The sequence below is a fragment of the Streptomyces ureilyticus genome, assembly GCF_011045025.1.
Lineage (GTDB): Bacteria > Actinomycetota > Actinomycetes > Streptomycetales > Streptomycetaceae > Streptomyces > Streptomyces ureilyticus.
The window spans coordinates 1-12,520 of record NZ_JAAKZX010000029.1 but is presented as its reverse complement, the minus strand read 5'-3'; the positions used below and the strand labels follow the sequence as shown (position 1 = coordinate 12,520).

The following is a 12,520-nucleotide window of genomic DNA, read 5'->3' as shown; positions in this document are numbered from 1 at the left end:
AGGAGCCCATGCCCCAGCCCTGTACCGACCTGTCCGCCTTCGCCACCACCCTCGCCGCGCGTCTGCCCGGTACTTGGGCGAGCGAGTACCACCGCCACGCCGCCTACCAGGACCAGTTCCCCACCATCGAACGGCTCTGGGACACCGGCCACGTCGACTACATCGTCAGCCAGTACGTCCTCGGCCATGACGCCGTCCTCCACGGCCCCGGCGACGAGCAGCTCTACGTCACCGACGGGCCCCGCTACCCTCACCAGTTCGTGGTGGCCCCGCTGGAGCCGGAGGGTTGCAAGCCGCACCACTTCCGCGGAGTGGACGAGCCGAACGGCATCGCCGTCCCCAACGACCCGGTACATGCCGCCGCCGCGGTCGCGCGCCGCGTGCTGCCCCGCTACCGCGCGGCTCTGGACACCGTCCGCCACAACGCGCGCGTCCAGCCCGAGCCGCCGCACCGTCCCGCCGCACCGGAGGTCGCCCAGACCCTCACGCTGGTCTGGTACCCGGACGGCGTGGTGGGAGCGCCGTACGCGAGCGTGCCCGCCGAGGCGCGCACCGTGCTGTACGGCTGCTACTTCCAGTACAGCCCGCACGAGTCGGCGTTCGTCCTGCCCGCTTCCTACAGCACCGAGGCCCGTGCGCTGCTGCTCCAGACCGCCGTCCGCCTGCTCACCGCCCAGGGCATCGGGGTCAACTTCCGCCACGCTGCCCCCGCTCCCGCCCTGCCGCCACGCCCGCGGACGGCGACGCTCAGTACGCCGCCGTCCGCCGCGCGACGGTAGAACCTGGGCCCTCATCCCGGAGTTCGCCGCTGTCCGATCCTGACCAGCGGATGCTGCTGCACGACGTGGCCGACCGGCTCAACACCGTGGCCGACCACCTCCCGCTCACCGACCAGATCCACCCCGTCCCAGGGCTGAGCGAGATCCTGGACGACGAAGTCCGCCATCTGGCCCGCCTGCTGGGCTACCTGGCCGGAGAGAGCGCCTTCCGCCACCGGGCCGCCACCCGCTACCCCCACCAGCCCACGGCCACCGACCGCCGCACCACCCTCGCGCTGGCCAGCGCCGCCCAGCCCACCGGTGCCGCACTTGCCGCCCTCGGCGCCGCCGTCCACCACCTCGGCCTCCTGGCCCACCTCACCCACCAGGCCCCCAGTGCCGCCCGCGACCGGGCGATCGCCATCACACACCAGGAACTCGTGGGCTGCATCGGCGACGCCCGTACGCACCTCGCCCGCGCCGCGAAGCAACTGCGCGTCGCCGCCGACACCCACGGGGTCCCCGCCGTGACCGTGCCGCAGCCACCCGCAGCTTCCGCTGCCGCATCCCGTAACCGCTGAGCCACCCGCATTCTTCGGAGAACCGTCATTCCCCTGCACACCTCAGCCCGCCGTTCCGCTCTCCTGCTCACCGCCGTCGTATCCGTCGTGCTGACCGTGTCCGCCTGCGGCCCTTCCGGCAGCGCCGACACCGACGCCACTGCTCGGGTCACGCACACCGCCTCTCCCGCGCCGACCGCCGAGCCGGCCCTGACGGAGCAGAAGACCCTCGCACAGATCGCGCACTACTCCAAGATCAACAACCGGGCCAACGCGCACAACAACCGCAAGCTCCTCGACACCATCGAGGACGGCCCGCTGTATGCGATGTCGGTCGCGGACTACCAGCAGGACGAGGGCCTGCCCAAGGCCGATCGCGAGACGTACAAGCCGTGGTCGTACGACCTCTCCTCCACCGATGTCTACGTCCCCCGTTTCACTGCCGGCCAGCCCAAGTGGTTCGCCGCCGTCACCTACAGCGGCAAGAACGACAAGGACGCCCGGGTCCTGATCATGGCCGAGCAGGCCAAGACGCGGCGGTGGGAGATGGTCGCCGCCGTCGACCTCGACGACACCAAGCAGCTGCCCAAGATCGCCCTCGACGTCGGCGGCTACGCCAGCGCCATCGACGCGACCTCCGCCAAGAACGTCGCCGCCCCGGTCGGCGTCCTGCGCGACGCCGTCCTGGACAACTTCGCCACCGGGGGCGACCTGAGCGGCAAGAAGGTCTTCGCCACGACCAAGACGTCACAGCAGCAGATCAAGGTCCACGACAAGACCACGGTCAAGTTCGGCAGCCGCGGCACCACCGAATTCTCCTCCGCCGCCACCGAGTTCCCCGGCAGCTACGCGCTGAAGACCGCCGGCGGCGGCGCGCTCGTGGTCTTCGCACACACCCACACCCAGCGCGACGCCGTCGCCCACTCCGGGCTGCAGATCGTGCCGGGGAAGAAAGACCGCGCCTGGCTCAAGGACAGGCCGAGCCCGTCCTTCACCTACACGTTCACCTGCTCCGACGTCGCCACCGTCCCGGCCACGCCGGGCAAGGCGACGCTGATCGGCTACACGTGCCGCCGTACCGACGCCCACGGCATGGCCGCCGCCTCGTGACCACCATCCCAACGACCCGCCTACACGGGTAACTGCCCTTGCACATAACCGAGTTCACCCACGCGCTCGCCGACCGCCTGCCCGGCTGGCAGCCTTCCCCGACCGCGGTAGCCATCGCCGACGACCCGGCCAGCAACCGGATCTGGGACAGCGGCCCCCTGCCGTATGCCGCGTTCTCAACGGACAATGTCCAGCGCAGCGTGCTGACGCACCACTGGGGCCTGCAGCTGTACGTCATGCCCCGCCCCCACCGCCCGGACCAGTACCTGGTGCTGCCGATGCTGCCCGCCAACACCAGCCACCAGCACGTCCAGGGTCTCCGAGCCCCGCGCGGCATCGCCGTGCCCGCCGACCCCGTCCGGGCCGCGCCCCGGCTGCACCGCCGGCTGCTGGCCGGCTACCGCTTCGCGTCCCCCGCCCCGATCCGGCGCAGCAGCCCCGGCCACCTCCAGGTCCACGTCACCTTCGACGCCCAGCGGCGTCCGCGGATCCGCACCGGCTACATCGGCGCCTTCCTCGAGCTGCTCGCGCACGGCGCCTTTCTGCTCGACCCCGCCACCGGCGAATGCCACCTGCCGGACACCCTCACCGCCGAGCAGACCAGGCGCCAGCTGATCAGGAGCCTGCAGCGCCTGCGGCACCGCGACTTCCACATCACGGTGCACTCCGCCGACGGCCCGCGCTCCCACCACCCGCCCCTTCCACGGATCAACCCACGCAAGGGGCACCGCCGATGAGCCAGAGCCACGACGCCTTCGTCCACGCCCGCCTGACCACCTGGCAGCGCCGTCTCAAGGACACCGCCGCCGGCCTGGTCCCGCCGCAGACCGGCAGCGCACAGGCAGCGTTCGTGCCGGTGCTCGACCAGCTGGTCGCCGTGTACAACCTTGCCTCCGGCCTCGTCGCGGATCTGCGCCAGTCCGCAGACAGTTCCCTCGCGACGACCGCCCCGGGACGCGCATATCTGGCCCAGCTAGCCACCGCGCTCGCGCACAGCAACCGTGCCGCAACCCACCTGAGCACGGCCGTGTTCGGCCTCGCCGACGCCCACCGGCTCACGCCCCGGCCCGGCACCGCCGCCCCGGTCGAGAGCGAGCTGAGCATCACACTCGGCCACGCCGCCGCGCTGCGCAGCCTCCAGCGTGCTCTTGAAGCCGTCCCCAGCGCGCCCCCTGACGCTCACCCCGGCTCGGCGCCTTCCCCGATGCCCACTGTCAGCGAGCAGCACCGCCGGGCCGCCGACACCGGCAGTGTCCATCCCGTACGCCGCCGTCCCTGAGCAGCGGCGTCAACCACCCGCCGTCCGAACGTCCTTGGAGAACTCCCTGGCCACCCGTTCCTTCATCGCCCGCCCCACCGACACCGGGTATGCCGGCGTCTACGTGCACTGGGACGGCCACCCCAGCCACCACCTTCCGCTGCTGCTCGGCGCTCACCGGTACCGTTTCGGCGGCGACCTCGACGCCCTGTGCCGGCACCTGATCGACGAGGCACCCGAGGGCTGGTCCCAGCTGGGCACCGACCTCCTCGACGGAGCCCCCGAACCGCTGCGTGCCGAACTCGTCGGCGGCGACGAGCACCCCAGCAGGAAGCTCGACAACGTCCGCGTCATCACCGTCGGCGCAGCCGAGCCCGAGCCGTGGACCATCACCGAGAAGTCCCACCGGGGCCTGGACTGGGGGTATGTCCTGCACCCACAGCACGGCATCGAGGTCATCTCGCTCCACACGGAGGACCGCGGTCCCGTCGTGGCCTGGGACACCGACCCACACGCCCGGTTCAGCAACGCCGCCTACCGCTGGCGACCCGGCCACCCGGTCCCGGCCACCCTGCCGCCCCGGACCACCGCCCCCAACACACCAGCCGCGGCTCCAGCGCCGACCGCCACCGCACGGACCGCTCCCCGCCACTGACCCCTTCTCGCCCCCCTGCCGCGGAGAACCTCCTGCCTTCCCCCACCGCCAAGATCACCGTCGTCATCGCCACCCGGCTCCGGCCCGACCGGCTCGGCTACCTGACCGCCCTGCACGACAGCCTCACCCGGCAGAGCGTGCCGTGGGAGGCGGTGATCTCACTCGACGGCGCCGACCCCACCCGTTTGCCGGCGCCCCTCGCCGCCGACCCGCGTGTACGCGTCCTCGCGTTGCCCCGCCCGGTCGGCGCCGCCTGCGCCCGCAACCTCGCCCTCAACGACGTGCGCACCGAGTACGTCAACTGGGCCGACGACGATGTAGTTGCTGCTTAATGACCGTGTCGCATTGCCAAGCCCACGTCAGATAGGGCCTGTTGCAGTGTGTTGCACTCTGCCGTGTCGGAAACCTATGGTCTCCGGCCATGCAGAAGATCAGCTTTTCGGCTTCGGGCTGGGAGACCTGGGATGTGGCGCGTCAGCCGCTGATCCGCGAGCAGATGCCGGTACTCATTGATGACGACTTGCTCTTTGAGGACGCACCCGGGTCCCCACGACCGACGACGGTGGCGAACAGGTACCTCGGGGAGCTCCCGATCAACGGCGCGCCAGCGGTACGGACATGGGAGAACAGCGCCAGCTGCCTCTCTGCGTGGCTCTCATTCCTCCAGGAGCGCGGAGTTCATCCCTTCAACGACCGCCAGGAGTTGCGTGGTGCGCTGAGCATGTACGCCGAGTACCGACTGGCCGGCCCCCTGAAGGCGCGGTGGGACCACACCACGTGGAATCTGCACGTGAGCATCCTGTCCGCCTTCTACGACTGGGCGAAGGACGAAGGCGAGCTCAGCGTCGTTCCCTTCACCTACCGCATGGGGCACAGGATGGCCCACGGCGTGCTGGAGAAGGTCAGGAAGAACATGGCCAAGCTAGGACGCCCTCGGCCTCACACGACGATCAAGCATCTGGAGTGGGACTTCGCCGAGCTCTTCGTGCGAGCACTCGCTGGTCTCGACCCACTCGGTGAACCTGACCTCCGCTACCGCCGTCCCCGGGAAGGCGCCCGGAACTCCGCGATGGGCGGCTTCGTCCTGTCCAGCGGGCTGAGGCGCAAGGAGTTCACCCACCTGACGACCTACGAGATCCCGCCGCTCCCAGCCCGCCCGACGACGCTTCCCGTGCTCTTCCCGCTCGCGTACGCGATCACCAAGGGCGAGAAGGACCGTACGACGTGGATCCACTACGAGCCGCTGGCCACGATGCACCAATACATCGACCTGGACCGGGCCGCCTCGGCGGAGGGCTTCAGGTGGCGGCCCCCGTCGAAGCTCGGCGAGCCGCTGTATGTCGAGGAGCCCGAATGGGAGGGAGCGCGCCTCAACGGGGTACGTCGCTCGTGGAAGAGTCTGCGGCCGGCCGAGCGCCTGTGCCTGATCACCCCCGAGGGCCAGTCCCCGCTGGTGGGCCTGCAGTCCACCGGCGAGCCGTTCGTCGACTGGGCGACCGTCTTCCGCCGCACATCGGCACGCATCCGCGAGAGATACGAACCGCGGTTTCCGACCGTGGCGCCCCACCGGCTGCGCCATTCGATGGCGATGCGGACCTTGGAACATCTGATCAAGGGCTACTACGCACGGCTTGCCGACCTGGTGGAGGGCACCGATCCCGATGCAGCGCTCGCGCTTTACCTGCGCAAGCACGAGCCGATGCTCATCCTGCGTGACCTGCTCGGTCACTGGAGCGTGACGTCCACGGAGCTATATATCGCGCGCCTGGACATCACCCGGATCTACAAAGATCTCTACCAGAGTGCGCTCGCCCGGATCGATAAGGCCGCCGCAGCCGAGGCAGACGCCGAGTTCGACGGCGAGGTGAACGCCTGATGCCCGCCACCATTGTGGACGAACCGCTGGGTGTCCACTTCATCTTCGTCGACGGCACCGACTGGACGGTCAGGCTCGCCGGATTGCCCAACCCGCAGCTGGCACGTGACCTGGCGGTAGGTCTCGCGGCCAACGCCCATCCCCATGGAGGCATCAAGAGGCGGGGCACGGCCAATGGTTACGGGATCGCCGCGCGGAGGATGGTCCACGCGCTGGCGAAGGACGGCTTCAGCGGGCCCGCCTCCGAGCTGACCCGCGGCGTGCTGATGCGGTTCTGGATGGCCAGCAACCACACTCGGGAGCGAAACACCCGTCAGCTCCTCAAGGACCTCGACTTGACCACCGGGTGCTTGCGCCCGGATGTGCGCGCGTACCTCGACGGCGAACCTGTCCAGGCCCGGCCGGTGCTGAGCACGTACAAGGCGTACACCGACGCCGAATGGGAGCGGTTGGAGACGACGTGCCGGCGCGCGGTCGACGAGAGCTACGCCCGCTACAAACTGGCAGTCCAGAGCGACAAATGGGGCTCAGATCCACTTCTCACCGATCGGGAGGACGCGGAGGAGGACATCGCGTGGCTCATGATCAGGCGCGGCCCGCTGACGTACAACGCATACCTCGACTACTTTCGGGCCCGCACTGGTGAAAAGCGCGGAATGCGCAAGACGTTCTCCACCACTGGCTGCTCAGCCGCGCAGCAGGTGCGGGACGATCTCTTCCCGAGCCGCCCGATCATGGCCGCCTACAAGGCGCTGCTCGGCGTGTACTGCGGCGTCGTGCCCGACGGCATCGCCGACCTCGGCGTCGGCGACTTGGAATGGGCGGGCGACGCGACGATTCTGCTGTCCTACGTGAAAGGCCGTACGACACGGGAGAGTTCCGTCCTGACGGGTCCCGCAGTGCGCCTGCTGGAGCAGTGGCTGGATCATTCCTCCACGCTGCGGCGATTTGCCGCCGACGACCTCAAAGAGGAGCTGTGGATCGGCACCACCGAGCACAAAGCTGACGCGGCCCGCGATCATGTGAAGGGAGCGCATCGGCGCAAGTTCGTGGAACTGAGCGGGCTCGTCAATGACCAAGGCCGAAAGTTCTCCATCCATGGAGGACGCATCCGGCACACCTACGACGAGCGGCTGGCCCGTCGTGGCTGGACCGGTCGCGCGTTGATCGATCCGAACCACAGTGCGCGCACCGAGGGAGATCACTACGCCACTCCCACCGACCCCGACCAGCTCGACGACATCGATTCGATCATCAACGACGGGCAGGCCGACATCCTGCGCAAGGCGCTTCCGCCCGTCGTTCTGACCAGCGAGAGGGCCGCGCAGTTCGCGGCTGACTTTCCCGACGAGGTACGGCGCTTGGGCCTGGATACGGCCGCCATCGCCGAACTCGTCGGCGGCGAGCGCGATGTGTTCACTGCGGCCTGCACCAACCAACTGGCCGGAGTCCATGGCCCGGCCGGGAAGCCGTGCCCGGCGCGCCCGTGGGTGTGCCTGCTGTGTCCGCTGGCGGTGTTCTTGCCGCGGCATGCGTCGAACCTGCTGCGGCTCGACGCCTTCTTCGCCCGCCAGTTCCAGCAGATGACGACCGACCACTACCTGCGGGTGTTCGGCCCGTACGCGCACCGGCTCACCCACGACATTCTGCCGAAGTTCTCTACGGAGGCGAAGGCGAAGGGCGCGCTGGACGTGGCCGACGACGACAGCGAGATCCCTCTGCGGCCCGAGGAGGCCACCCGATGAAGCTCCCCCGCCCGCTGCGGGCCCCGGCCACGATCACCCGCCGGCCCGTCTCCGCTTTCGCCGGCTGCTACGTCCACGAGGCCATCGGCATGGCTCTTCTGCCCGGCTCCGTACGCTCGCGGTTCGAGGATGACCTGTGGGACATGTGGGGTCTGGCCGACAAGCCCCGGTCCATCAAGCGGCACGAGCTGACCTGGAACTTCTTCAAGATCGTGAATCCGAAGTGGCGTGTGGTCGCCAAGGAGATCCTGATCGCTCTACTCGCCCCGCAGCACGACAGCGTGTTGGAGTGCGCTCTCGCGCTGCGCAAGAACCGCAGTCCCCGTACCTGCAACCGCTTCCTGCGGCAGTTCACCGCGTGGTTCAACTGGCTCACCGCGAACGGGGTCACTTCCCTGGATGAGGTCACGCAGGAGCACTGCGACAGGTTCGCCGCCGAGGCACAGTGGTACGTCCCCAAGCCGGATGCAGCACCGGTCCAGGCGGAGCCTGAGACGCTGGCCGAGAGCGTCCGTGTCGTACAACTGATCACGCTGTACGCCGATTTGCTGTCCACGGACAGCTACCGGGCGGGTTTCGTCCCGTGGGACGGCCGGAGCACGATCAAGGTCGTCGGCGGTACGTGGCTGCGGGCCAATCGCACCCCCTCGGTACCCGATCACCTCCTGCAGCCTGTGCTGGCCACCTGCCTCTATCTGGTCAACACGGTCGGGCCGCACCTCGCCGATCTCGTCGAGAAGGTCCGCGAGGACGCGGCCATGGCGAAGGACTTCCCGCGTGCCACGCTGGCCCACGTCCCGGACTTGAAGCGCCTGATCGCCCAGATGCACGCCGATCGCGTGCCGTTGCCGCAGGCCGACGGCCGGGCCGACAGCCTGCGCATCAGCACCGGTGACCTCGCGCCTTTGAAAGACCTTGCGTGGTATCGCCTCGCGTACCAGGTCGGCACGAGCACCATCGCCGGAGAGTACCTGCGCGAGAGGATCGCGCCCGAGCTGCTCGCGCTCGCCGAGGACGTGGGATTCGAGAACTACTGGGCACGCACCGCACCCACGATCGCCCGCGAGGAGGACGGCGCACTGGTGCCGTGGACAGCCCCGCTGTCCGACGCCGGGGTCGCGTCGATGGTCGCCAACGTTCTTGCCGCATGTCTGGTGGTGACCAGCGCGCTCAGCGGTATGCGCAACAGCGAGCTGCTCGAGCTCAGCGTCGGCTGTCGGCGCCAGACCCGGACCAAGTCGGGCGGTACCCGGTACCGGCTCGCCGGCCGGTTGATCAAGGGTCAGAAGCTCGGCGGGGTGCCCGACGAGTGGGTCGTGATCGAGGACGTGCACCGCGCCGTCGCCCTGGCTGAGCGTCTGCTGGGGGCGCCACCCGGCGCCGCGTTGTTCAACACGGCCGCCCTGTCGTTCAGCCTCGACCGCATGAGGAAGTGGCTGGAGGAGTCGGGGAACCGGGAGCGCTGGGGTCTGCCGGTCATTCCGGCCGGCCCCATCAGCGCCCGGATGCTGCGCCGGACGCTCGCTCTGTCGATCGCCGCGCGGCCCGGCGGGCTGCTGGCCGCGAAGATTGCGCTGAAGCACATCTCCGTCGCCACGACAGAGGGGTACGCCGCGCGCCCCGGCGGATCCCAGCGGCTGTTCCTCACCGAGGTCGAGGAGGCCGAGCAGGAGAAGCACATGGAGCTCACCGTGGAGGCGTTCCGCGACCTCAAGGAGGGCCGCAAGCCCGCCGGTCCCGGTGCCCGCGGGTTGATCGAGGCACTCCAGCATGTGGATGCGCAGCTCAACGAGGCCGCCCGTCACGATCCGAAGGTTCTGGAGGATGACCGGCACCTGGAGAACCTTCTGAGCAAGCTATCGAAGGTGCTTCACGTCGGAGCGGCGAACTTCTGCTGGTTCCGCGACCCGTCCAAGGCGCTGTGCCTCAAGCTCGCGGGCACTCCGAACGCCAAGAAACCGCTGGTGGGGATGTGTGACTCGGCCCGCTGCCCGCAGGCTACCCACCACCACAGTCACCGGCCGGTGTGGCTTGGGCAGGTCACCGTGATCGACACCTTCGTCGAGAGCCCTCGGGTGGCCAAGGGCGAGAAGAAGCGGCTCCTGCCCGAACGCGACCGTGCCCTGCGCGTGGTCGCCGAGATCGACGCAGCTTCTACGGCGGCGTGAGAGAGGAATGTGATGGCTCGGCTCACCGAGGAGGACAAGGCCCGCAACGAGGCCGCCATCCGGGCCGCGATGGAGCGGATCTTGAGCGGCAACCTGCCGCCGGGCGGCAAGACCGATCTCAAGACGCTCGCTGCGGTCGCCGGAGTCACCCGCACTGGCTTCTACCCGAAGAAGAACCGCGACGGCACCCCCAGACCCGGCGCCTACCAGCACCTGGCCGAAGAGTTCGAGCACCGGGTGCACGAACTCCAGCAGGCCGGGAAGATCGTCGACCCACGCGAGGCACAGATCGAGCGGCTGAAGGCCGAGCGAGCGGAACTGAAGAACCGCGTCGCGGTCCGCGACGCGCTACTGGAGGAGCTCACCGGATTCAAGCAGCTGGCGATCTCCCGGCTGGCCGCCCAGCACGAGGAGATCGAACGCCTCCGCCGTCAGATCACCGACGGCGCCAACGTCCGGGCGCTGCCCGCCGCCGCAGACCGCACAGCGCCGTATGGATCTTGCAGTTGACCGATCCAATCCCGTCCGCCGCAAGCGGATCTCCAGGTCCCGCGGACGGTCAGCCGCTACCGCGCCGCAGAGCGCGTCCCTCGGCCCTTGAGCATCAGCACTTCGGTGTCCGCCGGCCTCGCTGCCCTCGCGTCCGAGGCGGAAGCATCCTCGTTCCGCGGTGCGGGTCGTCCGCCGCGATCACGGTGTCGTCCGCCGGGGCGCCGACGCACATCCACCGGCCACCCCGCGCCTCGCGGTCTACCGCCCCGGCACGACGGATCTCCACCCTTGTGTAGCTGGCACTGCCGGTCCTCGGCTGACCCGCCCGCTGGACGCCCTGCCCCGGCCGCGGCGCGGCGCACCTGTCCTGCCTGCGCGACTGCGGACTGGTCGACTCCCGGCTGCAAGGGAGAGCCTCGGTGTACTGCAGGAGCGTCCAGGGACGATCACCGCTTTCACGGCCACTTCTCGCCGGACAGTGGCGGGATGTCCGACATGTGCCTGCGCGGGCTGATCAAGCAGGTGCATCGGATACAGATCCACCAATGTTGGGTAAGGCATCTGCACAGTGTGGGGTGTGCCGGGAAGCCCGGTCGGAGGTCGACATCACGTTGATCTTTGCGGCGGCGAGGGCCGTGTCCGGGGCGCAATAGCTCGTCGTAGCGGTCGTGTCCTCGTCTTTCATCTGTGCTGGCTGCGGGGGTGAGGAGGCCGCGCATGCGTGCATACGATCTGGCGGATCCTTATCCGTCGGTGTCGACGGACGACGATGCTGTGGCGACGGCCCGGTTGTTCGTCGAGCGCCGGTTGCCGGCGCTGTTGGTGGTCGACGCCGATCAGCGGCCGTACGCGGTCGTGCCCGGCTCGCAGCTGCTGAGGGTCGCGTTGCCGGACTTCGCGCTGGAGGAACCGGCGCTGGCCGTCTCTCTGCGTGAGGCCGATATCGAGAGCCTGCCGGAGAAACTCCGCGGGCTCACCGTCGCGCAGTGGATCCCGCGGCACGGCGCCGTGCCCGCCGTGGTCGGCCCTGATGCCGGTGCAGCGGAGATCGCCGTGCTGATGGCCAGGACGCATACGCCGTTGGTGGCGGTCGTCGAAGCGGACGGTGAGCGGACCCGGACGGTCGGGGCGATCACCGCGGCCCGGCTGATGGACTACTTCCTTACGCAGGGGTGAGCAGGGGCGGGGCGGTAGCGCTGCTCCCGCGCGCAGACTCGAAGCAGGTGCCGTCGGTCCTGATGAGGGGTGACGAGCGGTGACGAGGCCACGTCGTACGAAGGTGAGGCTGTGGCGGTGGCGGCGCAATGCGCTGCGGCGGCGCTGTGACGTCATCGAAGCCTGGGTGGTGCTCGCCGCGTGGGGACTTGCGGTGGTGGGCGGTCTGCTCGCGGCCGTGACGAGCGCGGGGGCAGCGGAGCGGGTCTTCGACCGGCAGCGCAGTGGGCGTCAGGCGGTCTCGGCGGTGCTCACCGAGGATGCCCCGGCACAGGCTCATATCAGGGCGGTGCACAACAACCGGGTGTGGGTGACGGTGCGCTGGACGGTGCCGGACGGCTCGGTCCGTACGGGGGAGGCCAGGGTGGTGCCGGACACGGCGGCGGGGAGCCGGGTCACGGTCTGGACGGACGAGCGTGACCGACTGGTGTCGGCGCCTCTGAGCCCCATGGAATCCGCAGTGCAGGCGGCCGTGCTGGGTGCGCTGGCCGCGGTCGGCACGGGCGGAGCGGTGTGGGGAGGCGTCCGAGTTGTGCGCGGGCGTGTGGATCGGTGGCGGATGAAGCAGTGGGCCGCCGAATGGCGGGAGTTCGGCCCCCGGTGGGGACGCATGACCGGCTGAGAGGAGGTCCCGCCTACGGCCCATGGTGTACCCGGGCCGGGGTGGGAGGCGTGCGCTGGGC

12 protein-coding genes and 1 pseudogene are annotated in these 12,520 nt (G+C 69.6%); all 13 read left to right on the top strand.

Annotated elements, in window-relative coordinates; translation table 11 throughout:
• Positions 1-8 precede the first annotated feature (8 nt).
• The 13 genes and pseudogenes from G6048_RS12205 (at position 9) to G6048_RS12145 (ending at position 12,459) form a co-directional block, all read left to right on the top strand.
• Entirely contained in the window at positions 9-779 is a 771-nt protein-coding gene (locus tag G6048_RS12205; RefSeq protein WP_206341507.1) for a hypothetical protein, read from the top strand.
• A gap of 50 nt (positions 780-829) precedes the next feature.
• Entirely contained in the window at positions 830-1,339 is a 510-nt protein-coding gene (locus G6048_RS12200) for a hypothetical protein (protein ID WP_165339513.1), read from the top strand.
• An 87-nt stretch (positions 1,340-1,426) separates the two neighbouring features.
• A complete protein-coding gene (locus G6048_RS12195) occupies positions 1,427-2,428 on the top strand; it encodes a hypothetical protein (protein WP_328825752.1) in 1,002 nt (333 codons plus the stop codon).
• 38 nt (positions 2,429-2,466) lie between these two features.
• Positions 2,467-3,165 carry a hypothetical protein gene (locus G6048_RS12190; protein ID WP_165339512.1) on the top strand — a complete coding sequence of 233 codons (699 nt, stop codon included), beginning with the start codon at positions 2,467-2,469 and terminating at the stop codon, positions 3,163-3,165.
• Positions 3,162-3,707, top strand: coding sequence for a hypothetical protein (locus tag G6048_RS12185; protein WP_165339511.1), 546 nt, complete (start codon positions 3,162-3,164; stop codon positions 3,705-3,707). The genes G6048_RS12190 and G6048_RS12185 overlap by 4 nt, the downstream gene beginning before the upstream one ends.
• A gap of 34 nt (positions 3,708-3,741) precedes the next feature.
• The gene (locus tag G6048_RS12180) at positions 3,742-4,341 is read left to right on the top strand and encodes a hypothetical protein (protein ID WP_235989631.1); all 600 of its coding nucleotides are present in this window, start codon (positions 3,742-3,744) and stop codon (positions 4,339-4,341) included.
• A gap of 53 nt (positions 4,342-4,394) precedes the next feature.
• Positions 4,395-4,658, top strand: a pseudogene (locus tag G6048_RS12175) (glycosyltransferase family 2 protein); the annotation flags it as partial.
• A 104-nt stretch (positions 4,659-4,762) separates the two neighbouring features.
• Positions 4,763-6,217 carry a site-specific integrase gene (locus tag G6048_RS12170; protein ID WP_165339510.1) on the top strand — a complete coding sequence of 485 codons (1,455 nt, stop codon included), beginning with the start codon at positions 4,763-4,765 and terminating at the stop codon, positions 6,215-6,217.
• Entirely contained in the window at positions 6,217-7,962 is a 1,746-nt protein-coding gene (locus G6048_RS12165; protein WP_165339509.1) for a hypothetical protein, read from the top strand. The genes G6048_RS12170 and G6048_RS12165 overlap by 1 nt, the downstream gene beginning before the upstream one ends.
• On the top strand, positions 7,959-10,130 hold the full coding sequence (locus tag G6048_RS12160; protein WP_165339508.1) for an integrase: 2,172 nt from the start codon (positions 7,959-7,961) through the stop codon (positions 10,128-10,130). The genes G6048_RS12165 and G6048_RS12160 overlap by 4 nt, the downstream gene beginning before the upstream one ends.
• Before the next feature lie 12 nt (positions 10,131-10,142).
• Positions 10,143-10,640 carry a hypothetical protein gene (locus G6048_RS12155; RefSeq protein ID WP_165339507.1) on the top strand — a complete coding sequence of 166 codons (498 nt, stop codon included), beginning with the start codon at positions 10,143-10,145 and terminating at the stop codon, positions 10,638-10,640.
• 699 nt (positions 10,641-11,339) lie between these two features.
• Entirely contained in the window at positions 11,340-11,798 is a 459-nt protein-coding gene (locus tag G6048_RS12150) for a CBS domain-containing protein (protein ID WP_165339506.1), read from the top strand.
• A 79-nt stretch (positions 11,799-11,877) separates the two neighbouring features.
• Entirely contained in the window at positions 11,878-12,459 is a 582-nt protein-coding gene (locus G6048_RS12145) for an Rv1733c family protein (RefSeq protein ID WP_328825751.1), read from the top strand.
• Positions 12,460-12,520: the final 61 nt, after the last annotated feature.

Coding starts and splice junctions, on each gene's coding strand:
- G6048_RS12205 (WP_206341507.1), top strand. CDS start 9: ATGCCCCAGCCCTGTACCGACCTGTCCGCCTTCGCCACCACCCTCGCC.
- G6048_RS12200 (WP_165339513.1), top strand. CDS start 830: ATGCTGCTGCACGACGTGGCCGACCGGCTCAACACCGTGGCCGACCAC.
- G6048_RS12185 (WP_165339511.1), top strand. CDS start 3,162: ATGAGCCAGAGCCACGACGCCTTCGTCCACGCCCGCCTGACCACCTGG.
- G6048_RS12170 (WP_165339510.1), top strand. CDS start 4,763: ATGCAGAAGATCAGCTTTTCGGCTTCGGGCTGGGAGACCTGGGATGTG.
- G6048_RS12165 (WP_165339509.1), top strand. CDS start 6,217: ATGCCCGCCACCATTGTGGACGAACCGCTGGGTGTCCACTTCATCTTC.
- G6048_RS12160 (WP_165339508.1), top strand. CDS start 7,959: ATGAAGCTCCCCCGCCCGCTGCGGGCCCCGGCCACGATCACCCGCCGG.
- G6048_RS12155 (WP_165339507.1), top strand. CDS start 10,143: ATGGCTCGGCTCACCGAGGAGGACAAGGCCCGCAACGAGGCCGCCATC.
- G6048_RS12150 (WP_165339506.1), top strand. CDS start 11,340: ATGCGTGCATACGATCTGGCGGATCCTTATCCGTCGGTGTCGACGGAC.